This window comes from Xanthomonas sp. NCPPB 1325, assembly GCF_041477645.2.
In the GTDB taxonomy this organism is placed as follows: Bacteria; Pseudomonadota; Gammaproteobacteria; order Xanthomonadales; family Xanthomonadaceae; genus Xanthomonas; species Xanthomonas cannabis.
In genome coordinates this window covers 1656445-1682567 of sequence record NZ_CM192985.1, presented here as the reverse complement: position 1 = coordinate 1682567, position 26123 = coordinate 1656445, and the positions used below count along the sequence as shown (strand labels likewise).

The following is a 26123-nucleotide window of genomic DNA, read 5'->3' as shown; positions in this document are numbered from 1 at the left end:
CGGACTCAGGCCTTACGCAGAAAACAGGTCTTGAGCACCAGGCCCTTGATCTTTTCCGAATTGCCTTCGATATGTTCGGCGTCGTCCTCGACCAGGCGGATATTGCGGATCACCGTGCCCTGCTTGAGCGGAATCGACGAGCCCTTGACCTTGAGATCCTTGATCACCGTCACCGTGTCGCCGGCCTGCAGCACATTGCCGTTGCTGTCGCGCACCACGGTCGTGTTCGCGGCGACCTCGGCTGCGCTCCATTCGAAACCGCAGTCCGCGCAGATCGACAAGGCGCCGTCGGCATAGGTGTTGTCCTGGCCGCATTGCTGGCAGGCGGGAACGGTAGACATGCGATTCCTTGATCGAAACGGGCGTGGATTGTAGCGCCACGGCCGCGCGATCACGCATCCGGCACGGCGGCGGCGCGATAGTGCAGCGCTCATCGAATGCCCTGCAGGTTGCGCGTGTCCAACGAGCCAGTCCACCCCGCGCCAGGCGCCGCACCAGCCACCATGGAGCCCGGCAACGCGCCTGGCGCGCCAGGCCATCCCGACAGTCCCGCAGAGCGCCCCGGCAAGCCCAAGGGCGCGCACCTGGTCGTCTATGTCGCGTTGGCCGGCAACCTGGCCATTGCGGTGGCCAAGTTCATTGCCGCCGGGATTTCCGGCAGCTCGGCCATGCTCAGCGAGGGCGTGCATTCGCTGGTGGACACCGTCAACGAGGTGCTGCTGCTCTATGGTCTACGTCGCGCTGCGCAGGCACCCACGCCGACGCATCCCTTCGGCTACGGGCGCGAACTGTATTTCTGGAGTTTCATCGTCGCGTTGCTGGTGTTTGCGATGGGTGCCGGCGTGTCGTTGTACGAGGGCATCGTGCACCTGCGTCACCCCGAGCCGGCCAAGAGTCATCTCATCGCGTATTGCGTGCTCGGCGTTTCGATCGTGTTCGAAGGCATTTCCTGGATCGTGGCACTGCGCGAATTCCGTGCAAAAAAGGGCCGCATGGGCTACTTCGAAGCATTTCGCCAGAGCAAGGACCCCAGCACCTTTACCGTGTTGCTGGAAGACAGCGCCGCATTGATCGGCCTGTTCATGGCCTTGCTCGGCCTGGCCGGTGCGCAGCTGTTGGACATGCCCGAACTCGACGGCATCGCATCGATCGGCATCGCCGGCGTGCTGGCCTTTACCGCTTTCCTGCTGGCGCGCGAGACCAAGGGGCTGCTGATCGGCGAGCCGGCCCATGCGCACGTCACCGACTCGCTGCTGCGCATTGCCGCCAGCGACCCGGACGTGCGCGCCGCCAACGGCGTGCTGACCATGCAGATGGGCCCCAACCAGGTCGTTGCCGCATTGAGCGCGGAATTCGAAGACAGCCGCAGCACGCCGCAGATCGAAGCCTGCGTGGGCCGCATCGAAGCCGCCGCCAAGCGCCAGCATCCTGAACTCACCGCGTTGTTCGTCAAACCGCAGACACCGGAAACCTGGCGCGCACGTCGCGCGCAGATCGAACGCGGCGCGCAGACCGAGTAGGCAACCACGTGTACGGGCTGCAGCCACCACAGGTGCCGCAATGGTCGCGACATCAGCGGCGTTGCCGGTGAGCGGAAGTGCCGGGCAATCGCGGTCAACGTCAGGCCCCGGCCGCTGCCGCACTCTCCATCGGGGCCCCAGCAGGGTCGGTCCTTGCCCCGTAGTGCCTGCCGCACGTCCACAGCGATGCACGACGACGGCCAACCTGATCCTTGCCCAACCGCGGGTTCCGCAGCGGTTGCACGATCCGGTTCGATTGCCTACGGTGTGGGTGCAGCACCTCTTGGCATCGTGAATCAGCCGATGCACTTCCCCCTCGATCACCCGCATGGAGGTTTCCGATGGAAATCAGCCAGGGTCGCGTTGCGACCATTCACTACACCCTTTCCGACGACAGCGGCCAGGTCCTGGACCGTTCTACTCCCGACACCCCGTTGAGCTATCTGCACGGTGCCGGCAACATCGTGCCCGGCCTGGAGCAGGCGCTGGACGGCCGGCGCGTGGGCGACACACTCACCGCCGACGTGGCGCCCGAACAAGGCTACGGCCCGCGCCACGAGCAGCTGATCCAGCACGTTCCGCGCGAGGCCTTCCCCACCGATGTGGACGTGGTCCCGGGCGTGCAGTTCGAAGCCCGCACCCAACAGGGCCCGGTACTGGTCACCGTCACCGAGGTCGGCCCGGAACAGGTCACCGTGGATGGCAATCACCCGCTGGCCGGCCAGACCCTGCACTTTGCGGTGGAAGTAGTGGACGTGCGCGAAGCCACCACCGATGAGTTGAATCAGGGCCACGTCGACGACATCGCCGCCTGAGCCAGCGCGTCGCGTGCCAGGCGGCGCGCGGCGCATCGGCCGGCGCGCCGCCGCTGCACGCCGGTCTGGACGGCAGCTGCGGCGGCCGTAGTAAAGTGCGCGGCCCGCTTTGAAGGCCTGTCTGCATGAAACTCGGCATCGACTTCGGTACCAGCAACTCCGCCGCCGCCGCGATCGTCGATGGCCAGGTGGAACCAGTGCGCTTCGGCGACGCCCTGCAGTTCCGCACCACGGTGTACTTTCCCGAGACCATGCGCGATCCGGAGGATTTCAACCTCACGCCCGCGCTGGAATACGAGATAGAGCGGCTGATCGACTCCGCACGCCGCGACGCCACCGCCGCCGGCCGCACGCCGAATCAGGACAGCCTGCGCCGCGAAGCGCTGCGCATCGTGCGTCGCCAATGGATGGAAGAGCAGGTGCGCGAGCCTCGCAGTTCGGCGGCGCTGCTGCAGAACGCGGTCTACGGCGACGACGCGCTGGATGCGTATTTCCTGGAAGGCGAAGGCAATCTGGTGCAAAGCCCCAAGTCCATGCTGGGCTACAACCTGCACCCGCGTGCCCGCCAGACCATCACCGGCATCGCCACGCACGTGCTGGAGCACATCCGCCTCACTGCCTCGCGCCAGTTCGACGTCACCATCCGCAATGCCGTGATCGGCCGCCCGGTGCAATTTCGCAGTTCGATCGGCGAAGCCGGCAATGCGCAGGCGCTGGAGATCCTGCAGACCGCCGCCATCGCCGCCGGGTTCGACAGCGTGGACTTTCTTGAAGAACCGGCCGCGGCCGCCATGCACTACCACGTCAGCCACGACTCCCGGCACGACACCGTGGTGGTGGACATCGGCGGCGGTACCACCGATATCGCCCATGCCAGCGTGGGCGGCAGCGCACCACCGCAGGTGCATCGCGCCTGGGGGATCGCGCGCGGCGGCACCGATATCGATCTGGCGCTCAGTCTGGCCGCCTACATGCCGCTGTTCGGCCGCGGCATCACCCGCGTTCCGGCGCACCATTACGTGGAAGCGGCGATGGTGCAGGACATGACCCGGCAACGCGAATTCCGCCTGCACACGTACCGCGACGTCCCTGCCCCGTTCGACACCCGCCTGCAGGCCCTGCAGGACACCGGCAACACCGCGCGCCTGTATCGGGCTGTGGAAGCCTGCAAGATCGCGCTCAGCGAGCTCGACCAGCACCAGGCATCGCTGGAGTTCATCGAACGCGCCCTGCACGTGGACGTGCAGGCCAGCGCACTGGTTGCGTCCGCCTCGAACTACCTCCAGGAACTGGCAGGACTGCTGGCGCAGGTGCGCGCCGACCTGCCCACGCCTCCGGCCACGCTGTTTCTCACCGGTGGCATGTCGCGTGCCGGCTACATCCGCGACACGGTGGCGGCGGCATTTCCGGAATCGCGCATGGTGCACGGCGATCCGTCCTTCGGCGTGGTGCAGGGCCTGGCCTGGGCGGCGGCGGGCGACGCCCGTCCGTCGGAGCATTAACACAAATCGGTACTTGGCGCCTATAATACGCGGTTGCTGCCTGACGCCCCGCCGTCTTGTCTGCAAGGCACGCCCGCCGTGCCGCCGCGATTGCGCACCGAACGCACTCGCACCTCTCGACACCGCTTCCGCGCGCGCCACCCTTGCCGCATGCGGTGTCCTTGCACTTCCCCGCTACAGGAGGCCACATGGCACGTCCCGCGACCAAGCAGAAATCCCAGCCCAGCATCGCTCGCAGCGAAGGCAAGTCGCAGCCGCTCAGTCGTGAGCGCATCGCTGCCGACATCGCCGCGTTCCGCAAGACCGGCGGCCGGATCGAAGTGCTCACCACCAACTTCGGCCCCGCGCGCAACGATGGCGACAAGATCGGCTGAGCGGCAGACAGGCTGCCGTCGATGCCCGCCGCTACGCGTGCAGACCGGTAGCTGCCTGCAAGGGTTGCCTTGAAGTGTTGAACCGACGTGCCACCGCAAGGTGGCACGTTTGTTTCCGGCCTTCTGGCGTCATCGGGGCGTACCGACCCGGAGTGCGACTCCAGTGTGATGCCACCGTTCGCCGCGCCGAGCGTCGCAGGCAGGCGCTTTGCCGGCACAGTTGCCCGGCCGTCGCCCTGGCAGCCACCGAATGATGTGTCGCCGCTGAAGACATCCGCATCCAGCGCCGCTCACATCTCGCGCGGCGCGCCCGGCGCAGTGCCGGATGAGCATGCATTCATCCCACGCATCTGGTGCACGCAGGGCGCACCATTACAATGGCGGCTCTTTTGCTTTCGCATGATGTGATGTCCGCGCCCGACGCCTTGCCCGCAATGATCCGAAGCCTGTTGCCGCACTGGAATCCGGAATGGCTGGCGGTTGCGGTGCCCACCATCAACATCGTCCTGATCCTGGCGGCTGCCGCGCTGACGCGGCTGCTGCTGCGACAGCTGCTCCGGCGGCTGTGCGCGCATTACAACGTGCCTGTCGAGATCACGATCGGCATCCGGCGTGTGGGCAGCTTCGTGATCTCGCTCAGCGCCGTCCTGATCTCATTGCATATCCTCGGTGTCTCCACCGGCGTGCTGTGGACCGCCTTCACCAGCTTCGCGGCCGTCGGCGCAGTGGCGTTCTTCGCTGCATGGAGCGTGCTGTCGAATATCTTCTGCACCTTCCTGATCATCACCACGCGTCCGTTCCGGCTGCACGATCACATCGAGCTGCTGGAAGGCGGCGACAAGCCCGGCCTGAAAGGCCGCGTGATCGACATCAACGTGATCTACACCACGCTCGAAGAAACCGGCGACCATGCCGGCAGTGTGCTGCAAGTGCCCAACAGCCTGTTTTTCCAGCGCACCACGCGCCGTTGGCGCGAGAGCAGCGGCTTCAACGCCAACTGAGTGCAAGAGACGCAGCTGCGCTTCGCGCATTCCCGGAGCCTTGCCGCGCGTGCATCGCGTGTCCAGCGCTGTAGCGCATCGGGCCATTGCACACCAGGTCGCCCGTCGGTCCAGCTTCGACGCCGCTGGTTCAACGCAGCTGGCTGTCCTTGCTGCCACGACGGTTGAAGCCACTCTGCGCACCCTGCTCCTGGTCATGCGCTTGCTGGCACTGCACACATAGATGCACGCCAGGCACTGCCTTGCGACGCGCGTCGGGAATCGGCGCATCGCATTCCTCGCAGTGGGTCAGGCTCGGGCCCTGGTGCAGCTGGCTCCGCGCACGCTTGATCGCGTCCTCGACGGTGGCATCGATCTGGTCCTGCACCGCCCCATCACCCGCCCATCCGGTTGCCATGGTCGTCTCGCCTCGCTGGTCAGGCAGACACTATGGTCATGGCCACAGGCAAATCCAAGCCAGCCGTGCACAGTGTCCTCAAGCCAGGTGCTCTACCATTCATTCATCCACCTACGAGGGATTTGCAATGGAACAACCGGTCCACCCCTTTTCCGAACTGTTCGCCCAGCTCGGCTTGCCATCCGATGAAGCCAGCATTCGCGCGTTCATCGCCGAGCATTCGCCGTTGCCGGGCGACATGCGCCTGGAAGAAGCACCTTTCTGGACGCCGGCACAGGCACAGTTGCTGCGTGAAGAGCGTCTCGACGATGCCGACTGGATCGTGACCATCGATCAATTGAACATCGCGCTGCATACCACAGCGGACGACACCGGCGTCTGACCGACCGCCCTGTGACGGTCGAGCCCGGCAGTGATCCTTGCAGTTGAGTTTCGCCCAAAAAAAAAGAGCGGCCAATGGCCGCTCTTTGCGTAACTGCAGCCGACGGCGCATGGCGCGTCCGGCTGCGCGTCGCGCGTCAGGTCACCTTCTTGGCAATCGTCATGCCCAGCACAAACAGCACGATGGCAATGATGATGCCGGCCCAGAACAGGAACTTGGCAATCCCCATCGCAGCGCCTGCCATCCCGCCGAAACCGAGCGCACCGGCAATCAGTCCGATGATGGCGAAAATAATGGCCCACTTGATCATGTTGTCGTCTCCTAATCCGGCACAGCGCCGTTGTTCGATCGTGTGCTTGCGACGCGTCGCCGCAAAACATGCGCTGCACGCTACCGATTCCGGCGTGCCGCATTCGTGAATGCGCATGACACACGCTGCCACATTGCTGCGTTGCGCAGTATCGGCGCCCCGCAGATGCGGAGGCGTGCGGATCGCCATTGACCGCGCGTTGACGTGGCCAGAGCGCTGCCGCGTGAATCACCGCGCGTGACCGCAGCACCATCGCAGCCATCACGCCGGTTGCATCCTTTGCCCGGCGCACCCCGCGTTGCCTGGCGGCACCCGTTGCCATCCACCGCGTTTGGAGAGCTGCGCGCCACAGTCCAATGACACGGATTAGCCAGCATCCTCCGCATGCGCGATCATGGAGTTCTCGCAGCCTGCATTGGCCATGGACACTCTTCGTTATCTCGCCGGTTATCCGCCCGCCGTCCTGGATCAGGTGCGCGCGCTGATAGCGCAGGACAAGCTTGCCGCCGTGCTGGCGCGACGTTACCCCGACCGGCACACGGTTCGCACCGATCGTCATCTGTACGACTACGTCAAGGCAATGAAGGAGCGCTACATGCGCTCATCGCCCACCTTGCACAAGGCCGTGTACGACAATCATCTGCAGGTCGTGAAGCACGCGCTGGGCACCCACACCGCCATCTCGCGCGTGCACGGCGGGCGGCTCAAGGCCAGTCGTGAAATCCGCATCGCCTCGGTATTCCGCGACGCGCCCGAACCTTTCCTGCAGATGATCGTGGCCCACGAATTGGCGCACCTGAAGGAGGCCGATCACAACAAGGCCTTCTATCAACTGTGCAACCACATGACATCGGACTATCACCAACTGGAGTTCGACCTGCGCCTGTATCTGACCCAGCTGGCGCTGGAAGCCGGCGGCTGATCGCGCCGTGTTGGGTGTGGGCTTAGGGCCTGAGGCGATCGCACGCCTGCCCGCCGCCGCTGCGGCCGGCTACTCGCCCGCCCTGCGGGCCCTGGCCGTGCTCCACGGCCGCATCGATCATCCGCACCCGCAGCAGCGCTGCGTCAGCCTGCTGGAGCGCGCAGCGGCGGCCGGCAATCGCCTGCGCACCGTCTGCGTGTATCTCAATGCGGTCGAGGCAGGTGGCCAGACCGATTTCCCGGTTGCCGGCGTCAGCGTGCAACCGTGCGCCGGTTCGGCGGTGTGCTTCGACAACCTGCACGCCGACGGCCGCCCCGATCCCGATTCGCTGCATGCCGGCCTGCCGGTCGTGGCTGGCACCAAGTGGCTGGGGACGCTGTGGATGCGGCAGCAGCGCTATCGGGATTGGTGAACAGATTCATGCACGCCCCCCTGCCGACGTGGTTTAAAATGTTGCAGCGCGACGTGATCGGACAGGGTCTGCAGACGTCGCGTTTTTTGTTTCCCATCGCTCGGGTCCACGCCCGGCCTCAGGGAAGGCACATCACGCAGCCCCGCGGAGCCTTCGATGCTTTTCGAAACCCTCGATACCACCGGCCACGAGCAGGTGATCTTCTGCCACAACCGCGACGCCGGTCTGAAAGCCATCATTGCCCTGCACAGTACGCAGCTGGGCCCGGCCCTGGGCGGCGTGCGCATGCGCCCCTATCCCGATAGCGAGGCGGCGCTCACGGACGCATTGCGGCTCAGCCGCACCATGACCTACAAGAACGCGCTGGCCGGCCTGAACGTGGGCGGCGGCAAGGCGGTGATCATCGGCGACCCCAAGACCGACAAGAGCGAGGCGCTGTTTCGCGCCTTCGGCCGGTTTGTCGACAGCTTGGGCGGGCGCTACATCACCTCCGAGGACGTCGGCACCGACGTCAACGACATGGAGCAGATCTACCTGGAGAGCGAATACGTCACCGGCGTGCATCAGGTGCATCGCGGCTCCGGCGACCCGGCACCGTTCACCGCCTATGGCGCACTGCAGGCACTGATGGCCTCGCTCAATCGCAAGCTCGGCCATGAGGAAGTGGGCAAGGCCAGCATCGCGATCCAGGGCCTGGGCCACATCGGCATGGAGCTGGTGAAGCTGCTCAAGGAACGCGGCGCCAAACTCTATGTGGCCGATCTGAATCAGGCGCTGGTGGATCGCGCGGTAGCCGAATATGGCGCCGAGGCCGTGCGCCCGGACGAAATTCACCAGGTGTCCGCCGATGTGTTCGCCCCTTGCGCGCTGGAAGGCGCAATCAACGAAGACACGTTGCCGCAGCTCAAGGCCAAGATCATCTGCGGCACCGCGAACAATCAGCTGGCCAGCGCGGCCATCGGCCAGGAGCTGCACAGGCGCGGCATCCTGTATGCACCGGATTATGTGGTCAATGCCGGCGGCGTCATGAATGTGTCGCTGGAAATCGATGGCTACAACCGCGAACGCGCCATGCGGCTGATCCGCAGCATTTATCACAACCTGGAAAAGGTCTTCGACCTGTCGGCCCAGCTGGACGTGTCGCCGCAGCAGGCGGCCGATCAGATGGCCGAAACGCGCATCGAGGCCATCAGCAAACTCAAACTGCCGCTGGGCCGCACCGCACCGCGCTTCCTGCACAAATTACGCGGCGAATAAGAGCATCTGGCGCGCGGGCCGCGCCTGACAGGCTGCGCGCGTCCGCGATCGCCGCCACGCACACGGCGCCCGGGCATTGCACCCGGGCGCCGCAGACACCGATCAGAAATCAGCGCTGTACTTCAGGCTCAACGCGCGGTCGTCGCCACGTTCGCCCACCCGCTGGTCGTAGCCGAAACGCAGCTGGCCCTGGTGCCCCAACGGCGCGGAGGCGGCAAGCCCGAACACAGCGCCCGAGCGTGCCGGCTGCATGCCGCGCAAGGGGGCCCATGCCTCGACGCCATTAAAGCTGGCGTCCAGCATCAGCCCCTGGCTGCTCAACGCCTGCTGCCACTCGGCGTAACCGCCCAGCTGGAGGCCGCGCCAGCGGTAGGCAGAGCGCAGGCCAGCCAGCATCTGGGTGCGCGATGAGGTGCTTGCATCGGCCCGCAGGCCGAAACCATCGCCGCCACTTTCGCGAAAGCCTTCGCTGCGCAAGTGCACGTAGTCCAGGCCCATGTAAGGTGTCAACGACGCCGCTGCGCGGCCCAGGCGATAGCCGGCTTCCAGATTGCCGCTGAGATAGCTGGCGCTGTAATCGCTGAAGGCGCTGCTGCGTTCTTCGCCCAGTTGCAGGCTGCGTTCGATCTGCCGGTCGACGTTGCCGACGCCCAGCTGGCCCAGCGTGTACGCCGGCCCCAGTGTCGTCCCCCAATAGAGCTGCGCCTGCACCTGCCGGTCGCGGCCGCGTGCAGCATCCAGATTAGCCAGACTGTTGGAACGCGTTTCGCCAAACGCAAACCCAGCGACGGCGCCTGATGACAGACGCAGGTCGTTGCCCATCATCCAGCCGGAGGTGGCAAATCCTGACGTGGTCACTCCGCCCTCGCCCGGCCCGCCCAGCGCACGCTGCCAGGTGCCCAGCATGCGCGGTTGCTGCGACAGACCATCGAAGTGCGATGCCAGGGCGCGCCGCCCAAGATCGATGGTGTCGAAGGTCATCGCCGCAGACGCCGCATGCGCATGCCCGGACAGACTCCGCAGCGAATCGGCTGCCGCCTTCGCATCGGGTGCCTGCTGCAACGCCGCCGCAGCGCGAATGAAGCCGCTGCTGATGCCAGCGCTGCCCTGCAACTGCTGCGCGTCCACTTTCTGGAAAGCCTGCTCCACGCGGATGGCAGCGTCCATCGACGCGGTGCCGATCGCACCCAGCGATGCGGCAACCGCGGTGACATCCATGCGTTGCAGCGACACGAATGCGGTGTTGGCGTCGTAGCTGCGCGTGGCCGCCAGGAACGTCACTGCCGGCCCGCCGCTGACCGTGTCGAAGGTACCCTGCAAGCCATTGGTCGCCTGCAGGACCGCGTAGGTCGTATTGTCGGCCACGTACGCACGCCGGCCGAGCAGTTGCAGATCGCCGGCGATGGTGGCGGTGCCGGTCACGTTCAAGCGGTCGCCCACGTTCACGGCCAGACGGCCGTTGCTGGCCTGCGTGTAGTTGCCGTCGACCGTCAGCACCGCACTGTTCACCTGCACGGTGCCTGCGTTGGCGAGCGTGCCGCCGATGCGGCCGGCGCCAATCAACGTGGCGCCATTGGCAACACCGACGCGCGCACTTTGCAGACTGGCGGTTTGCAGGGTGCCGCCCAGCACCTGGGTGTCGCCGGTGTAGGTATTGGCCGTGCTGCCCAGCACCAAGGTGCCGGTACCGCGCTTGGTCAGGCCGCCAGCGCCGCTGATGTCGTTGGCCCAGGTGGACCGCAGCGTGTTGACCGTGACATCGACCGTGCCCCAGTCGAAACGCGCCGGCCCAAGCACGGCCTTGCCCACGTTGAGCAGGCCGTAACCGAACACCGGATCGGCACCCGCAGCGCCCAGATCGGTGGCCGTGCCCAACAAGGTCTGCCGCACCAGATCGTTGGTGAAGTACGGGAACGCCTGCCACACCAATGCCGCTGCGCCCGATACCAGCGGTGCGGCAAACGAAGTTCCGCTACCGTAGAAATAGCTGACATTGCCGGCGGTGGCGTCGGGATCGACGAACAGCGAGGTGCCCGGTGCGACCAGGCAATACCGCATCGCCACGCCACAGGCATTGGAATACGACGCCAGCTGGGTGGGATTGGCGGTGTCCAGCGCGCCGACCACCAGCCAGCCACGCTCCAGATCCGCCGCCGGCAGCGTCCCGTTGGGACCCACCTGACTGGGCAACGCGGCCGTATCGGAGGGCTGGGATCGCGACTCGTTCCCCGAGGCAAACACCACCAGACCGTCGTTGCCGATCACGAAGGAGCGGTATTCCTGCGCGACCTGATTGGTGACCGCTGGATTGTTCCAATACAGACCGCCCCACGAATTATTCATGATGCGCACGCCGGCACCGATCAGATCGGTGTGCACCGGTGCCAGGCCGAGCGGCCCATCGAGCTCGTTGCCTTCGCCACTGCCATCGTCCACCGGCGCGCGGTCGTTGATGATGCGCGCCGAGACCAGGCCGGCCCCCGGAGCGATGCCGCCGGGCCACTGGCCAACCGCGCGCCCGGCCGCAAGCTCGGCCACTACCGTGCCATGGCCCGCCACGTCGCCGAGCGCGACGTTGTTGGTCCGTGGGTCGACGTAGATGAAGCTGTCGCTCACGCGCCCCTGCAGGGCCGGATGATTGGCGTTGATGCCGCTATCGACCACGCCGATGCGGTAGCCGGCGCCGGTAAAGCCCAACGCCTGCGCAGCGCGCGTGTTGGTCAACGCCAGGTGCGCGTCGATCGCAGGCTCCGGTGTCGGTGCAGTCACCGGCGGCGGTGGCGGTGGCGGCGACGTAGGTGGTGGCGGTGGTGGCGGCGAGGTCGGTGGCGGTGCGCTGGGGGTGGTGGGACGAATCCCGCCGCCGCCACCGCCGCCGCCACAGGCGGTCAACGCCACAGCCAACGCCGAGGCCAGGACGGTCCTGGCGACGTCTCTCTTCTTCATTGCGTATGTTCTCCCCGAACCCATTCCATGGATGGGCCCCATCCCGGGCCCTGACCGCATCATATACACCACGGCGGCGCCGCTGTCGCCGCACTTCAGCTTGCTGGCGCGAATCAGCCGCGAGGCAGATAATCGTTTCACTTTAAACGGTATCCGCTCATGTCCGACATCGTCATCGTTGCTGCCAAACGCACTGCCATCGGCTCGTTTCTCGGTCAATTCAATGGTGTGCCGGCACCCACGCTCGCCGCCGCTGCGATCGAAGCGGCGCTCGCGCAATCGCAGATCGCGCCGGCCGATGTGTCCGAAGTCATCGTTGGCTGCGTGCTGCCGGCCAATCTCGGCCAGGCGCCTGCGCGACAGGCCGCGATTGCCGCCGGCATCCCTACGTCCACCGGTGCCACCACCATCAACAAGGTGTGCGGCTCGGGCATGAAGGCGATCATGTTCGGACACGACCTGATCAAGGCCGGTTCGGCCAGCATCGTGGTGGCCGGTGGCATGGAGTCGATGAGCAACGCGCCGCACCTGCTGCCCAACTCGCGCACCGGCAACCGCTACGGCAACTTCCAGGCGGTGGATCACATGGCCTGGGACGGCTTGACCAACCCGTACGACGGTCAGGCCATGGGCGTGTTCGGTGAGGCCACGGCGGAAAAGTTCGGCTTCAGCCGCGCCGATCAGGACGCCTTCGCCATCGCCTCGGTGGAACGCGCGCAGGCGGCGCAGCGCAGCGGCGCATTCGCCGATGAAATCGTTCCGTTTACGGTGACCACGCGCAAGGGCGCGGTGGTCGTCGACAGCGACGAGCAGCCGGGCAAGTCCGACGTGGCCAAGATCCCGACCCTGAAGCCGGCCTTCAAAAAGGACGGCACCGTCACCGCCGCCAGTTCCTCGAGCATTTCCGATGGCGCGGCAATCACCGTGCTGATGCGCGCGGACGATGCCCAACAGCGTGGGGTGACGCCGCTGGCGCGCATCGTCGGCCACGTCACCCACTCTCAGGCACCGGAGTGGTTCACCACCGCGCCGGTGTCGGCGATCCAGTCGTTGGTCGGCAAGATCGGCTGGCAACTGGACGACGTGGACCTGTTTGAAATCAACGAAGCCTTTGCCGTGGTGCCGATGGTGCCGATCAAGGAACTGGGCATCGCGCACGACAAGGTCAACGTGCACGGTGGTGCCTGCGCGCTGGGGCATCCCATCGGCGCTTCCGGTGCGCGGCTGGTAGTGACATTGGTGAACGCGTTGCGCACGCGCGGCGGCAAGCGCGGAATCGCGACGCTGTGCATCGGTGGCGGCGAGGCGACCGCTATCGCTATCGAATTGATTTAATTAGTATTAACGTCGATTTTGCAAAGCTGAATGCGCGTGAGCTTGACACTCGTCTTGTGGCCGTCATCATGTCGGGGGCGCGCAATAGCGCGTTGCCTAATCTAACGACGAGGATTGAAACAATGACCATCAACAAGCTGCTGATCGCAATGGCGCTGGGCCTGGCCCTGACCGCTTGCTCGAAGCCGGAACAGGCTCAGGACGCTGCTGCTTCGGCTAACGAAGCTGCTGCCGACGCTCAGACCGCTGCCGACCAGGCTGCTGCCTCGGGCTCGCAGTCGGCTGACGCCGCTCAGGCTGCTGCCAACACCGCCGCTGCTTCGGCCGACACCGCTGCTGACGCTGCCCAGTCCGCTTCCGGCGCCGCGACCGACGCTGCTGCTGAGCAGGCTGCCGACGCTGCCAAGACGGCTGAAAACACCGCCGAAGCTGCTAAGGACACCGCTGAAGAAGCCAAGAAGTAATCACTTCTTGACTCCAAGCGAGTTCGGAAAAAGCCGCTGGTTTCCAGCGGCTTTTTCTTTGCCCGCGATTTGCCGGGCAACGCGTTGGCGTCCACCCGCGACGGCCTGGAGGCCGCGCTCCCGGCCCTGTCGTCCGGCGACGCGGGCATGGGCCGCACCTTGACGCAGGCTGCATCGAGCCCTGCATAAGCTCTGCTCTCCAACACCGGAACAGGAACAGGACCACCTCATGAAGACGATCCGCATGCTGTCGTTGAGCGCCATTGCCGCCCTCACCCTTGCTGCCTGTCAGGGCCCCGATGCGGAGCAGGCGCGCCGCGACGCTGCCTCTGCCGCAAAGCATGCCGCAGCTGCCACCGAACAGGCCGCCGACCGCGCCGCAGTGCAGGCCAAGGCCGCTACCGCCGACGCCCGCGTGGCCGCACGCGACTTGGCCGCCGATGCCAGCCGTGCAACTGCCAATGCCGCAGACGCAACTGCCGACAAGACCCGCGAGATGGCCAACAAGGCCGAGCAGAACGCCGACAAGCACGACGCCGAGCATCCGCAGCACTAAGACCGCGAGCAGTTGTCAGGTAGGCGTTGCCGGCGCGCACAGAACATCCGTGTACATGTGGTAGCTACCGCGTTCGCGCACCGGCCGCTCCCGCCTGACCACTGCGCAGTAGATTCGTCAGCGGCCCCAAGCCGCATTTGTCCCCTGCGCTCACCGCCCCCGGTGGGCGCAGGATGCGCCACGCTCGGCACGCGCACGCCGCTGACACCGCACAACACCAGGCATGCGGACACGTAGCTTCCCGCGGTCTGCCACTGTGAACACGGCACATCGCGTCGCCTGCATGCCTTCACTTTCGTGCCGGCGCGCACGTCTTGGGCCGCAATCGGGCTCGTGTTGTCGAGGCTGGCAGGCTAGCATCCCGCATGCCCTCCTTTTTTACCTCGCGCCGCCGCAACCAGCTGGCGCTGATCTTCTCTGCACTGATCTTCATCGTGATCGGCGTCGGCATTTTTGTCGGTGCGCGGCGTTCGCTGGCCGACGCGGCGCTGGTCTCGCACACCCATGAAGTGATCGGCCGGGTCGACGAGATCCAGGCACGCCTGCTGGATGCCGAATCTGCGCAGCGCGGCTTCCTGCTCACTGGCAACGACGCCTACCTGCTGGACTATCAGACCAGCGTCGAGCGCCTGCCGATCCTGCTCGGCAACCTGCGCCGGCTGATCGCCGACAACCCGTCGCAGGAGCAGCACCTGACCCAGCTACAGGCGTTGGTGGAGGCGCGGCTGCGGCAGATCCAGCAGGTGCTCGATGTGTATGCGCAGGGCGGCCTGGAGCCGGCACGTGCGAGCATCCGCCAGAGCGCGTTCCGCACCACCAGCGCCATCCGCGAGCAGGCGCTGACGATGGTGCAGCGCGAGCAGGAGCTGCTTGCGCAACGTGCCGAAAGCAGCCGGCAGAGCGCGACCCTGTTGCTGGTGCTGGCGTTGGCCGGCATTCCGTTCGGCCTGGCGGTGGTCGGCACCGTGTATGCGGTGCTGATGCGCGAATTGCGCCATCGCGCGCAGGCCGAGCGTCTGGCGGCGCAAGCCAATCGCGAACTGGGCGACAGTGTCGGCGCGCTGCAGCGCAGTACCGCCGATCTCAACCTGCTGAGCCGTTACACCGGGCTGCTGCAGAGCTGCATCAGTGCAGAAGAAGCGTTGGTGGTCACCAGCCGCACGCTGGCCAGCCTGTTGCCGGGCGTTGCCGGCAGCGTGTATCTGCTGCGTGCCTCGCAGGATCGCGCCGAGGCGATCAGTCACTGGGGCGAGCCGCTAGTGCAGAGTGCACCGCATCTGCTGCCGGAAGAATGCTGGGCGCTGCGTCGCGGCCAGCCGCATGTCATCGACGACCTCGCCCGCGATGCGTTGTGTGCGCACATCGAGGAGCCGGGTGGCCAGACGCCGATCACCACCGCGTGCCTGCCGATGTCGGCGCAGGGCACCCAGCTGGGCTTCCTGTTTCTGTCCTCGCCGGGCCCGGGCCCGATGCCGCGCCTGGAGATCGCCGAGGCTGCGGCCGAGCAGTTGTCGCTGGCGCTGAGCAACCTGCGCCTGCGCGAATCGCTGCGCCGGCAGTCGATCCGCGATGCGCTGACCGGGCTGTACAACCGCCGCTATCTGGAAGAATCGCTCAGTCATGAGTTGGCCCGCTGCGCGCGACGCGGGCTGCCGCTGTCGGTGCTGATGCTGGACGTGGACCACTTCAAGCAGTTCAACGACAGCCAGGGGCATGCCGGCGGCGACCTGCTGCTGGCTGCGGTGGGCGAGCTGCTGCTGACCCGTCTGCGCGCCGAAGACGTGGCCTGCCGCTACGGTGGCGAAGAATTCACCGTGATCCTGCCTGAGGCCGATGGCGAGGAAGCCATGCGCGTGGCCGAGCAGATCCGCGCGCAGATCGCGGCGTTGGCGGTCACCGATGGGCAACGCGCGTTGCCGCGCGTCACCGCGTCCATTGGTGTGGCCAGTTTCCCGGTCGACGGCGAACTGGGCGCCAGCCTGATCCAGAAGGCCGACGCGGCGCTGTATGCCGCCAAGCATCGCGGACGCAACCGGGTCGAGCGTCATGGCGCCGGAGCGAGCAGGCCGGATTGACCCACAGGACCAGGGCGGCGCGCTGTCGGTCTCGGATTGCGCGCTCTGTCACACAAAAGATCGATTGACGCAGCGATAGTCGGCCCAGACCCCCGAAGCGAGGCAGTCCGATGTCGATGTGGCGCGATCAAGGTCCCAACAAGAAAGACGGTGCTCCCGCAGCCCCGGAGGCGCCTGCCGCCGATGGCCGGCTGTTCAATGCCGACCCCGGCCCCACCCCGCCGGTGCCAGCCACCGCCGCCGCGCCCAGCGTCGTGCCGGCCGCTGCGCCATCGCAGCGTCAGGGCGAAGCGAAGGAATCGCTGATCGCCGCCGACATCAGCATCGAAGGCAAGATCGAGGGTGCCGGTCACGTACGTCTGGCCGGCCGCTTCAAGGGCGACGTCAACGTCAAGGGCGATCTCACCATCGAACGCGGCGCCAAGCTCACCGGAGGCGTGCGCGCCAACAAGGTCATCATCGCCGGCGAGCTGGAAGGCAATATCGAGTCCGCCTCGCAGGTGGAACTGCAGACGTCCGGCGTGCTGGTCGGCGACGTCAAGGCCGGCAACCTCACCGTCGCCTCGGGCGCACGCATGCGTGGCCAGGCCGACTTCGGCTGGGGCGAAGACGCTGGCAGCAAGCCGTCAGCCGCCGCCAAGGCCAGCGTGGGCGGCGACAGCACCGACGCCACATGAGTGCACCGCGCCCGGGCACGCCCGGCGCCACGCGCAGCTGTCCGCATTGCAAGGCCACGATCCTGGAAAGCGCGATCATCTGCCCTGCCTGCAAACACCACCTGCGCTTCGATTCGGCGGCTGCACAGCACGCGCAGCCGGCGCCGATCGTGCCGTTGAAGGTCGACGGCACCATCCGCCACCCCGCAGACGGCGATCCGTGGGAATACACCGTGGTCGTGGTGGTGCGTAACGGCAAGGGCGAGGAGATCCGCCGCCACGTGGTCGACGTGGGCGCAATGCAGGGCGGCGAGGAGCGTGGGTTCACGCTCGCCGTGGAGGCGATGGCAGTACGCGCACCCGGGCGGCGTACGCGGCATTGACGGGCTGCTTGCGGTAGCGCGTTGGCAATGCAGGCGCGGCATCGCGTCCGGTCCGCGCCCGCATCCACCCGCCATGTGCACCGACATCGCGCCACTGCTGGCCCTGCGATTGTCAGCGTGACCATGTCTTGTTGCCCAGCCGATGCAGCCATTCCCATTCTCAGGATCTGCACACCGGCTTGGCCAGAGTTGCCGCATGCGCAACGGCAACGACGACACGAACCCACGCGGCGATCTGGTGGTACTTGGCCCCGAGGGGCTGTATTGCCCGCAGGGCGACTTCCACATCGATCCCTGGCGCCCGGTGCCGCGTGCGGTGATCACCCATGGCCACGGCGATCACGCCCGTGGCGGCATGGGCGAATACCACTGCACCCGCGAAAGCCTGCCGATCCTGCAATGGCGGCTTGGCGAACAGGTCTATCACCCGCATGCCGATGGTGAGGCGTTTACGCTGGGGCGTGCGCGCGTGTCGCTGCATCCGGCCGGCCACGTGCTGGGGTCGGCGCAGGTGCGCATCGAAGTGGACGGTGAAGTCTGGGTGGCCTCCGGCGATTACAAGCGCCAGCACGATCCCACCTGCGCGCCGTTCGAAGTGGTGCCATGCGACACCTTCATCACCGAGGCAACGTTCGGCTTGCCGGTGTATCGCTGGCCCGACACCGCCGATGTGGCGGCCGATATCGTGGCCTGGCGACGCGAATGTGCCGAGCGCGGCGAGGCTGCCATCCTGTATTGCTACGCACTGGGCAAGGCGCAGCGCGTGCTGGCCGAGCTGCGCACCTGGGACACCCAGCCCGCACTGCTGCACGGCGCGATTGCGGCCGGCGTAGCGGTGTACCGCCAGGCCGGGATCGCGATGCTGGACACGCAGCCGGTCAGCGAACATGCGCGCGGCGCGGACTATGCCGGGCAGTTGGTGCTGGCACCGCCGTCGGCAGCCGGCAGCTCCTGGATCCGCCGCTTCCGCCACGCGCAACAAGGATTCGCATCGGGCTGGATGCGCATTCGCGGCAATCGCAGGCGACGCAACTACGATCGTGGCTTCGTGGTCTCCGATCATGCCGACTGGCCGGACCTGCTGCGGACCATCGAAGACACCGGCGCCCGCCGTGTGATCGCCACCCACGGCAACACCGATGCGCTGATCCAGCACCTGCGCGAGCGCGGCGTTGCGGCCGAAGCCTTCCGCACCGATTTTGGAGCCGAGGAATGAACCCCTTGCCCGCACGCCGGTACGCGCGCGCGCGTGTGCGCATTCGCCTTAGCGGCGCACTTGCGTTTGGCCGGCATGCACTGGCATTTCGTGTGTGCCGCAGCGTGCCGGCGGCGGTCGTGGGCCCGCCGCGTCTGCAACGTCGCCCACGCACGCTGGCCGCATTCACGCGCTGCGCGCTGGAACTGCGCGCGGCCAACAGACAGGCCACGGCAGAGGCAATGCCGTGAAGCGGTTTGCGGCGCTGTACCGCACCCTGGACCGCAGCACCGGCACGCTGGACAAGCGTGCGGCACTGGTCGCCTATTTCCGCGATGCCGCGCCGCTGGATGCGGCCTGGGCACTGTATCTGCTGGCCGGCGGCAAGGTGGCCAGCACGCGCATGCGCATTGCCAGCAGCGGCGAATTACGCGAATGGATCACCGACACCGCCGGCATCGCCGACTGGCTGGTGGCCGACAGCTACGACCATGTCGGCGACCTAGCTGAAACGCTGGCCCTGTTGCTGGATGACCCGGACACCGAAGCGGCCGACCTGCCGCTGGCGGAATGGATCGAACACCGGCTGTTGCCGATCGCCAATCAGGACGTCGCCGTGCGCAAGGCGTGCATCGTGCAGTCCTGGCGCAGCCTGGCCTTCGACGAGCGGCTGGTGTTCAACAAGCTGCTCACCGGCGCGTTGCGGGTCGGCGTGTCGCAGCGGCTCGTGCAGCAGGCGCTGTCCGAGCTGTCAGGCGTGGACATCGCGCGCATCGCACAGCGCATGCTCGGCAGTTGGCGCCCGCATCCGACCTATCTGGCCGATCTGCTGACCAGTGAAGAACTGCCCGGCGATCGTCAGCAGCCCTACCCGTTCTTTCTTGCGTCGCCGCTCGAAGCGGCCGTCGATACGCTGGGACCCATCCAAGACTGGCTGCTGGAATGGAAGTGGGACGGCATCCGGCTGCAACTGATCCGGCGCGCCGGCGAAGCAGCGCTGTGGTCGCGCGGCGAAGAGCGGCTGGACGGGCGCTTTCCGGAGATCGAACGCGCGGCAATGCGGTTGCCCGACGGCACCGTCATCGATGGTGAGTTATTGGCCTGGAAACCGGAGCAGCCCTTGCCGATGCCGTTCACTGCCTTGCAGACGCGCATCCAACGGCTCAAGCCCGGCCCCAAGACGCTGACCGACGCACCGGCGCGCGTGGTCGCCTACGACCTGCTCGAACTGGACGGCGAAGACCTGCGTGAGCGCCCGCTGCAGGAGCGACGCGCACTGCTGGACGGCGTGCTTGCCACACTCGCCGACCCGCGCATCGTTGCCTCGCCGCTGGTGCAGGTGAGCGATTGGCAGGCCGCCGCGCAGGTGCGCGTGGAAGCGCGCGAACGCGGCGTGGAAGGGCTGATGCTCAAGCGCGCCAACTCCGTCTATCAGGCCGGGCGCCGACGTGGCGACTGGTGGAAGTGGAAGATCGACCCGCTGACCATCGATGCGGTGTTGTTGTACGCGCAAGCCGGCCACGGCCGGCGCAGCACGCTGTATACCGACTACACCTTCGGGCTGTGGCATGAGGGACAACTGGTGCCCATCGCCAAAGCCTATTCGGGCCTGGACGACAAGGAAATCCTGCAGCTGGACCGCTGGATTCGTGCCAACACCACCGAACGGTTCGGCCCGGTGCGCGCGGTCACCGCGCATCATGTGTTCGAGCTGGGGTTTGAAGCGGTGAACCGCAGCGCACGGCACAAATCCGGTATCGCGGTGCGCTTCCCGCGCATCCTGCGCTGGCGGCAGGACAAGCCGATGTCCGAGGCCGACCACCTGAGCAGCCTGCAGGCCCTGGCGCGGTGACGGCGGCGCAGCAGACACGCGGCACGCCATTGCAGCAGTGGCGCGACTGGTTCGCGCAGCGCGGCTGGGCGCCGTTGCCGTTTCAACGCGATGTGTGGAAGCGCTATCTCGATGGCGAGTCCGGCTTGCTGCACACGCCCACCGGCAGCGGCAAGACGCTGGCGGCGTTTGGCGGGCCATTGCTGGACGCATTGGCTGCGCGCGGGCGCAAGTTACCGCTTAAACAATGCAAACCTGCTGCACCTGCGCGGCGCCAGCAGCAACGCAATCTGCAGGTGCTGTGGATCACGCCGTTGCGGGCATTGGCCGCCGACACCGCGCGCGCATTGCGCGAACCGGTGGAAGCGCTGGGGCTGGACTGGCAGGTGGGACTGCGCACCGGCGATGCCAGCGCGCGCGACAAGCGGCTGGCACGCAGCGGCAAGCTCGACGTGCTGGTCACCACGCCCGAATCGCTGGCCTTGCTGCTGTCGTATCCGGACACCGCGCCGCAGCTGTCGGCGCTGCGCTGCGTGATCGTCGACGAGTGGCACGAGCTGCTCGGCAACAAGCGCGGCGTGCTGCTGCAACTGTGTCTGGCGCGCTTGCGCGGATGGACGCCGCACCTGCGCATCTGGGGGCTGTCGGCAACGCTGGGCAATCTGCCGCAGGCGCGCGATGTGCTGCTGCCGCACCTGCCCGATGCAGCGCTGGTATCAGGCGTCAAACCGCGCACGATGACCTTGGAAACGCTGCTACCGGAAAGTGGCGAGCGGTTCCCATGGGCGGGCCATCTTGGTCTGGCACAACTGGCGCGCGTGCTGCAAAAGATCATGCATCAGCGCACCAGCCTGGTGTTTACCAACACGCGTGCGCAGGCCGAGTTATGGCATCAGGCCTTGAGCGCGGTGTGGCCCGAAGACCTGGCCACGCTCGCGCTGCATCACGGCTCGCTGGATCCATCGCTACGCGCGGCCGCCGAGCGCGGCCTGGCCGATGGCAGCCTGCGCTGCGTGGTGGCCACCTCCAGCCTGGATCTGGGCGTGGATTTTCCGGCGGTGGATCAGGTGTTGCAGGTCGGTAGCCCCAAAGGCATTGCACGGCTGCTGCAACGCGCCGGGCGCGCACGCCATCGTCCCGGCGAATCCGGGCACGTAGTGTGCGTGCCCTCGCATGCGCTGGAACTGGTGGAATACGCCGCAGCCCGACGCGCGCTCACCCACGGCCATATCGAAGCACGGCCGCCGCCGCGCCTGTCGCTGGATGTGCTGGCGCAACACTGCGTCACCCTCGCCCTGGGCGGCGGCTTCCAGGCCGATGCGTTATTCGAGGAAGTGCGCGGCACCGATGCATTCGCTGCGCTGGAGAAAACCACCTGGAACGCAGTGCTGGATTTCATCGTGCAAGGTGGCAGCGCCCTGGCGCACTACCCGGATTTCCACAGGGTGGTGCGCGACGACGACGGCGTGTACCGCGTCATCGATCGGCGTGTTGCGCTTCGGCACCGGTTGTCCATCGGCACCATCACCAGCGATGGCAGCGTGCGCGTGCAGTTCCTGCGCGGCGGGCGACTGGGCGCGGTGGAAGAACAATTCGTCGGCCGTCTGCGCCGCGGCGACCGCTTCCAGTTTGCCGGCCGCCTGCTGGAGCTGGTGCGGCTGGAAGACATGACCGCCTACGTGCGCGTGGCCAAGGGCGGCAGCGGCGTGGTGCCCAAATGGATGGGCGGACGCATGCCGCTGTCGTCGGCATTGGGGCGCGAAGTGGAAGCGGTATTCGCCGACCCCGGCGATGCGCCGGAGATGCAGGCCTTGGCGCCGTTACTGCAGCTGCAGGCCTCGCTCTCTTCGCTGCCGGGGCCGGACCATCTGCTGGTGGAAAGCATCAAGGCCCGCGATGGCCGGCATGTCTTCGTGTACCCATTCGCCGGCCGGCAGGTCAACGAAGGGCTGGCCGCGTTGCTGGCGGCGCGCTGGGGCCGGCGTCAGCGCAACACCTTCAGCTTCGCTGCCAACGACTATGGCTTTGTGCTGTCGCCGGCGCAGGACGTGGAGATCGATGCCGATGTGCTGCAGAGCTTGTTGTCGCCGGTAGCGCTGTTCGACGATCTGCGCGACAGCCTCAACCTGGGCGAGCTGGCACGCCGGCAGTTCCGCGAGATCGCGCGCGTGGCCGGCTTGCTGTCGCCCTCGTTGCCGGGGCGTGCGCCGCGCAGCCTGCGTCAGCTGCAGGCCTCCAGCGGGTTGCTGTACGACGTGCTGCAGCGCTTCGACCCGGATCACCTGTTGCTGGCACAGGCCGAGCGCGAAGTGTTCGAAGGCCAGCTGGAACTCGCCCGCCTGGCACATGCGCTGGAAGATTGCGCCCGCCGCGAATTGCGCCTGTGCAAGCCGCGCAGCCTCACCCCGTTGTCGTTTCCGCTGTGGGCCGAACGCGTGCGTGGGCAACTGAGTACCGAGGACTGGAAGGCGCGCGTGTTGCGCGCTGCCGAACAACTGGAGCGCAAGCATGGGCGATAGCGTGCAGCTGCAGCTGGCCGGCGAAACCGTGGAATTGCTCGGCGAACGTGCCTTGTACCGCCCGACACAGCGCGCGCTGTTGATCGCCGACCTGCACCTGGGCAAGGCCGATGTGTTCCGACGTGCCGGCATCGGCTTGCCGGCCGGCGGCACCGCGCACGATCTGGAGCGGCTGGATGGGTTGCTCGCCCAGCGCCAGGTCGACGCGCTGTGGATCCTGGGCGACCTGCTGCACGGGCCGGCACCGCGCGCCGCCTGGCATCGGCGCTGGAGCGCATGGCGCGAGCAACATTGCGCGTTGCGGGTGATCGCCATCCGCGGCAATCACGACCGCGCACTGGCCGGTGCCGGGTTGCAGATCGAAGCGGCCGGCGAGCAGGTTGAAGATGGCCCGTTCGTGCTGCGCCACGACCCAGTGCCGCACCCCACCGGCCATGTGCTGTGCGGGCATCTGCATCCACTGGCCAAGCTGCCGGGGCTGTCGCGACGTTGGCCCGCCTTCTGGTTGCGCGAGCGCGTGACCATCCTGCCGGCGTTCTCGCAGTTCACCGCAGGCATCGTGCCGACGCTCACGGAAGGCGAGCGCCTGGTCGCCTGTGTGGAAGGCGACGCGATGGCACTGCCGGTGCGTTAGCCAGCGCCGCGAATGCGCCGGCCGACGCTACGACGCTGCGGCCACTTCCGCCGTGTCGTCGGCCGCATGCGCCACTGGTTGCGATAAGGCCTCGACGAATTCCGGCGCCAACGCCAACTTGCCGAACCAGCCATGCTGGGTGCCGCTGAGCACGCGCAGCATGTGCCCGCGCCCGCCCGGCACACGTCCCATCGGGCGCAGCAGCAGATCGCGGCCCTGTGCCCAGAGGTCGCGTTCTGACTGGAACAACGGCGTCAGCCAGCGGCTCCAGCGGTGATAGATCGCCACATGCGCCTGGCGTTCGCGTTGATACCGCTGCAACGCCTCGTCCAGATCGCTGCCCGTACGCAATGCATCGCGCATGGCCAGCGCGTCGAGCAGGGCCATGTTCACGCCCTGCCCGAGCTGCGGGCTCATCGCATGCGCCGCATCGCCGGCAAGCACGAAGCGTCCGCGATGCCAGCGCGACACCACCGCGTCGCGATAGCTCGCCCGCGCCAGTGCGCCATGCACCTGCACCGTGGCAAGCCGCGCGTGCGCTTCCGGCCACATCTGCGCCACCTCATCGCGCCAGGCGGCAATGCCGCGTTGTTCCCAGGCAACGAAATCGCTGCACGGCAGGCTCCAGAAAAAACTCAGTCGCGGGGTGTCGTCGCCCGGACGCGTGCCCACCGGCAGCAGGCCGATCATCTTGCGCGCGCCGATATAGCGTTGGCGCAATTCGTCCACGAACGGCCAGTCCTCGCGCGGCAACAGACACCACAGCGCGCCCCATGGATACACCCGATCCAGCCGGGTTCCCTGCGCCTGCGCGCGCAAGGTGGAGGCCGAGCCATCGGCGGCGATGATCAGATCGAAAGGGCCGTGCCATTGCCCGCGTTGATCCTGCACGCGCACGCCGTCGTGGTCGATGGCGGTGATCTGCGTATCCACATGCAGTTGCGCGTGCTGCGGCCAGGCCTCGCGCAGCAGCGTAAACAAGGCGCCGCGCTGCATGCCCACACCCATCAGGCGCGCATCCAGATCACGGTACTGCATGTCCATCACTGCGCGTCCGCAGGGCGTGTCGCCGTACAAGCGGCGCACCGGTGCGCCATGCGCAAGCGCCTGCGGCAGCAAGCCCATGTTCCAGAGCACCTGCAGGCCACTGGGCTGCAGCAAGAAGCCTGCACCCACCGGCCCGGGCGCGGCGGCGCGCTCGAATACCTCCAGTTGATGCCCATCGGCCCCCAGCAACACTGCCAGCGCCTGCCCTGCCGTTCCGTAGCCAACCACCGCAATCCGTAATGTTCGTTGCATCGTCCCTGCTCTGTTTCGTTATTGCTGCCCACGCACAACGGCGCAAAAAAAACCCCGCCGTGGCGGGGTTCTTCAACCGCACAATCGAGTCAGATTACTCGACCGGCGTGATGTTCGAAGCCTGGGCACCCTTGGGGCCCTGGGTCACGTCATAACTGACGCGCTGGCCTTCCTGCAGGCTGCGGAAGCCCTTGGAATTGATCGCGGAGAAGTGCGCGAAGACATCGGCGCTGCCGTCCTCCGGTGAGATGAAGCCAAATCCCTTGGCGTCGTTGAACCACTTGACGGTACCGTTCGGCATGGTGATGCGAGACCTTTGCAATAATTAATGGGTGGTGTACGGCGGTGCGTACGCGCCGAGTATGCAAAGCTTATTCCCCAATGACAATCACCCGCGTGCAAGTTCGCCAATCAGCTCCGGCAGGCCGGACGAGGCGGCATCCACGTTGGCCAATACGTCGGCCATGGTGATCTCCTGCGCGTCGCCGCAGCCGGCCGCCCAGTTGGCCACGATCGCCAGACACGCATATTCCAGGCCTTTTTCGCGCGCCAACCCCGCTTCGGGCATGCCGGTCATGCCGACCAGATCGCAACCGTCGCGGCGCATGCGTGCGATCTCTGCAATCGTTTCCAGCCGTGGTCCTTGCGTCGCGCCATAGCACCCACCGGCCACCAGCGTGACGCCGGTCACCTTGGCGGCGGCAATCACCTTGCTGCGAAACATGGGCGAATACGGGTGGCCGAAATCCACATGCTGCACCTCGCTGCCGGGCTCTTCGCAGAAGGTGGAAATGCGGCCCCAGGTGTAGTCGATCAGTTGGTCGGGGCACGCCAGCACGCGCGGCCCGAACTGGTCAGTGATTCCGCCCACCGTGTTGAGCGCAAGCACGCGCGAGGCACCGATTTGCTGCAGCGCAGCGATGTTTGCGCGGTAGTTGACCTTGTGCGGCGGCAACGAATGCCCCTCGCCGTGCCGGGCCAGGAACGCCACGCGATGGCCGAGCAACATGCCGACACGGATCGGCCCGGACGGTACGCCATATGGGGTGTCGAGCTCATGCGTCTGCACGTCGTCGAGCTGCGCGAGCTTGTAGACACCGGTGCCGCCGATGACGGCCAGGGCGATGGAATTGGGGGACATGGGCGACCTCTGCTACGAACGGACGTGGATGCGCGCGGCGCGCGCCAGGTTGCCCGCGCAGTGGCGGGCCAATACGAACGACGCCGACAAGGCTGTCGGTGTCGATAGTGAACATGCAGGACTGCGATCTCCGCGTCCCCAGGCACGGCGCGCGGCGCTGCGCCGCGTCCGCGCGCTACTTCGAGCCCCGAGCGCAG

The 26123-nt window shown here is 66.7% G+C and carries 25 protein-coding genes and 2 pseudogenes; 20 read left to right on the top strand and 7 right to left on the bottom strand.

The features are described 5' to 3' along the window. Positions 1 to 5 precede the first annotated feature (5 nt). Positions 6 to 341 carry a zinc ribbon domain-containing protein YjdM gene (locus tag ACCQ10_RS07020; RefSeq protein ID WP_372362604.1) on the bottom strand — a complete coding sequence of 112 codons (336 nt, stop codon included), beginning with the start codon at positions 339 to 341 and terminating at the stop codon, positions 6 to 8. A 216-nt stretch (positions 342 to 557) separates the two neighbouring features. On the opposite strand from ACCQ10_RS07020, the pseudogene ACCQ10_RS07015 reads away from it, so the two are divergent. The 5 genes and pseudogenes from ACCQ10_RS07015 to ACCQ10_RS06995 all read left to right on the top strand — a co-directional run. Further along, positions 558 to 1520, top strand: a pseudogene (locus ACCQ10_RS07015) (cation diffusion facilitator family transporter); the annotation flags it as partial. A gap of 341 nt (positions 1521 to 1861) precedes the next feature. Further along, the gene (locus ACCQ10_RS07010; protein WP_047693718.1) at positions 1862 to 2335 is read left to right on the top strand and encodes an FKBP-type peptidyl-prolyl cis-trans isomerase; all 474 of its coding nucleotides are present in this window, start codon (positions 1862 to 1864) and stop codon (positions 2333 to 2335) included. A gap of 125 nt (positions 2336 to 2460) precedes the next feature. After that, positions 2461 to 3837, top strand: coding sequence for an Hsp70 family protein (locus ACCQ10_RS07005; RefSeq protein WP_372362603.1), 1377 nt, complete (start codon positions 2461 to 2463; stop codon positions 3835 to 3837). Positions 3838 to 4025: 188 nt separating this feature from the next. Beyond that, the gene (locus ACCQ10_RS07000; protein ID WP_029221706.1) at positions 4026 to 4211 is read left to right on the top strand and encodes a hypothetical protein; all 186 of its coding nucleotides are present in this window, start codon (positions 4026 to 4028) and stop codon (positions 4209 to 4211) included. A 407-nt stretch (positions 4212 to 4618) separates the two neighbouring features. Beyond that, entirely contained in the window at positions 4619 to 5212 is a 594-nt protein-coding gene (locus tag ACCQ10_RS06995) for a mechanosensitive ion channel family protein (protein ID WP_184439968.1), read from the top strand. A gap of 130 nt (positions 5213 to 5342) precedes the next feature. Here ACCQ10_RS06995 and ACCQ10_RS06990 read toward each other — a convergent pair whose 3' ends face one another. Next, entirely contained in the window at positions 5343 to 5609 is a 267-nt protein-coding gene (locus ACCQ10_RS06990; RefSeq protein WP_184386902.1) for a DksA/TraR family C4-type zinc finger protein, read from the bottom strand. A 127-nt stretch (positions 5610 to 5736) separates the two neighbouring features. Between ACCQ10_RS06990 and ACCQ10_RS06985 the strand changes: the two genes are divergently transcribed. Next, on the top strand, positions 5737 to 5991 hold the full coding sequence (locus ACCQ10_RS06985; RefSeq protein WP_372362602.1) for a DUF2789 domain-containing protein: 255 nt from the start codon (positions 5737 to 5739) through the stop codon (positions 5989 to 5991). A gap of 136 nt (positions 5992 to 6127) precedes the next feature. Here the strand turns inward: ACCQ10_RS06985 and ACCQ10_RS06980 are convergent, their stop codons facing one another. Continuing rightward, on the bottom strand, positions 6128 to 6301 hold the full coding sequence (locus ACCQ10_RS06980) for a DUF1328 domain-containing protein (protein WP_003489471.1): 174 nt from the start codon (positions 6299 to 6301) through the stop codon (positions 6128 to 6130). Between the two features lie 421 nt (positions 6302 to 6722). On the opposite strand from ACCQ10_RS06980, the gene ACCQ10_RS06975 reads away from it, so the two are divergent. The 3 genes and pseudogenes from ACCQ10_RS06975 (at position 6723) to ACCQ10_RS06965 (ending at position 8892) form a co-directional block, all read left to right on the top strand. After that, positions 6723 to 7223 (top strand): M48 family metallopeptidase, encoded by a 501-nt coding sequence (locus ACCQ10_RS06975; RefSeq protein ID WP_081419382.1) that lies wholly within the window; start codon positions 6723 to 6725, stop codon positions 7221 to 7223. Positions 7224 to 7392: 169 nt separating this feature from the next. Continuing rightward, positions 7393 to 7635, top strand: a pseudogene (locus tag ACCQ10_RS06970) (2OG-Fe(II) oxygenase); the annotation flags it as partial. A gap of 156 nt (positions 7636 to 7791) precedes the next feature. Continuing rightward, entirely contained in the window at positions 7792 to 8892 is a 1101-nt protein-coding gene (locus tag ACCQ10_RS06965) for a Glu/Leu/Phe/Val dehydrogenase dimerization domain-containing protein (protein ID WP_372362601.1), read from the top strand. 102 nt (positions 8893 to 8994) lie between these two features. On the opposite strand, the gene ACCQ10_RS06960 is transcribed toward ACCQ10_RS06965, so the two are convergent. Then, positions 8995 to 11838, bottom strand: coding sequence for a S8 family serine peptidase (locus tag ACCQ10_RS06960; protein ID WP_372362600.1), 2844 nt, complete (start codon positions 11836 to 11838; stop codon positions 8995 to 8997). A 159-nt stretch (positions 11839 to 11997) separates the two neighbouring features. On the opposite strand from ACCQ10_RS06960, the gene ACCQ10_RS06955 reads away from it, so the two are divergent. The 11 genes from ACCQ10_RS06955 to pdeM all read left to right on the top strand — a co-directional run bounded on the left by ACCQ10_RS06955 (position 11998) and on the right by pdeM (position 23486). Beyond that, a complete protein-coding gene (locus ACCQ10_RS06955; protein ID WP_039406584.1) occupies positions 11998 to 13173 on the top strand; it encodes a thiolase family protein in 1176 nt (391 codons plus the stop codon). Positions 13174 to 13295: 122 nt separating this feature from the next. Beyond that, entirely contained in the window at positions 13296 to 13637 is a 342-nt protein-coding gene (locus tag ACCQ10_RS06950) for a hypothetical protein (protein WP_039406586.1), read from the top strand. 229 nt (positions 13638 to 13866) lie between these two features. Then, on the top strand, positions 13867 to 14193 hold the full coding sequence (locus ACCQ10_RS06945; protein WP_039406588.1) for an XAC1346 family secretion chaperone: 327 nt from the start codon (positions 13867 to 13869) through the stop codon (positions 14191 to 14193). A gap of 365 nt (positions 14194 to 14558) precedes the next feature. After that, entirely contained in the window at positions 14559 to 16268 is a 1710-nt protein-coding gene (locus tag ACCQ10_RS06940) for a diguanylate cyclase (protein ID WP_184552341.1), read from the top strand. 110 nt (positions 16269 to 16378) lie between these two features. Beyond that, entirely contained in the window at positions 16379 to 16945 is a 567-nt protein-coding gene (locus ACCQ10_RS06935; protein ID WP_372362599.1) for a bactofilin family protein, read from the top strand. Next, positions 16942 to 17307: a hypothetical protein gene (locus ACCQ10_RS06930; protein WP_104581054.1), complete on the top strand. Its 366-nt coding sequence runs from the start codon at positions 16942 to 16944 to the stop codon at positions 17305 to 17307. Before ACCQ10_RS06935 ends, ACCQ10_RS06930 begins: the two co-directional genes overlap by 4 nt. A gap of 196 nt (positions 17308 to 17503) precedes the next feature. Next, complete coding sequence (locus tag ACCQ10_RS06925; protein ID WP_372362598.1) at positions 17504 to 18523, top strand: ligase-associated DNA damage response exonuclease; 1020 nt, start codon at positions 17504 to 17506, stop codon at positions 18521 to 18523. Further along, the gene (locus ACCQ10_RS06920) at positions 18520 to 18753 is read left to right on the top strand and encodes a hypothetical protein (RefSeq protein WP_372362597.1); all 234 of its coding nucleotides are present in this window, start codon (positions 18520 to 18522) and stop codon (positions 18751 to 18753) included. The genes ACCQ10_RS06925 and ACCQ10_RS06920 overlap by 4 nt, the downstream gene beginning before the upstream one ends. After that, positions 18750 to 20354, top strand: a complete 1605-nt coding sequence (locus ACCQ10_RS06915) for an ATP-dependent DNA ligase (RefSeq protein ID WP_372362596.1) — start codon at positions 18750 to 18752, stop codon at positions 20352 to 20354. Before ACCQ10_RS06920 ends, ACCQ10_RS06915 begins: the two co-directional genes overlap by 4 nt. Further along, positions 20351 to 22852 carry a ligase-associated DNA damage response DEXH box helicase gene (locus tag ACCQ10_RS06910; protein ID WP_372362595.1) on the top strand — a complete coding sequence of 834 codons (2502 nt, stop codon included), beginning with the start codon at positions 20351 to 20353 and terminating at the stop codon, positions 22850 to 22852. The genes ACCQ10_RS06915 and ACCQ10_RS06910 overlap by 4 nt, the downstream gene beginning before the upstream one ends. Further along, on the top strand, positions 22842 to 23486 hold the full coding sequence (gene pdeM, locus ACCQ10_RS06905; RefSeq protein ID WP_047694337.1) for a ligase-associated DNA damage response endonuclease PdeM: 645 nt from the start codon (positions 22842 to 22844) through the stop codon (positions 23484 to 23486). The genes ACCQ10_RS06910 and pdeM overlap by 11 nt, the downstream gene beginning before the upstream one ends. A 27-nt stretch (positions 23487 to 23513) precedes the next feature. Here pdeM and ACCQ10_RS06900 read toward each other — a convergent pair whose 3' ends face one another. The 3 genes from ACCQ10_RS06900 to ACCQ10_RS06890 form a co-directional block, all read right to left on the bottom strand. Next, entirely contained in the window at positions 23514 to 24785 is a 1272-nt protein-coding gene (locus ACCQ10_RS06900; protein ID WP_372362594.1) for an FAD-dependent oxidoreductase, read from the bottom strand. A gap of 94 nt (positions 24786 to 24879) precedes the next feature. Beyond that, a complete protein-coding gene (gene cspE, locus ACCQ10_RS06895) occupies positions 24880 to 25086 on the bottom strand; it encodes a transcription antiterminator/RNA stability regulator CspE (protein WP_003488188.1) in 207 nt (68 codons plus the stop codon). An 87-nt stretch (positions 25087 to 25173) separates the two neighbouring features. Beyond that, the gene (locus tag ACCQ10_RS06890; RefSeq protein WP_184439947.1) at positions 25174 to 25926 is read right to left on the bottom strand and encodes an S-methyl-5'-thioinosine phosphorylase; all 753 of its coding nucleotides are present in this window, start codon (positions 25924 to 25926) and stop codon (positions 25174 to 25176) included. Positions 25927 to 26123 lie beyond the last annotated feature (197 nt).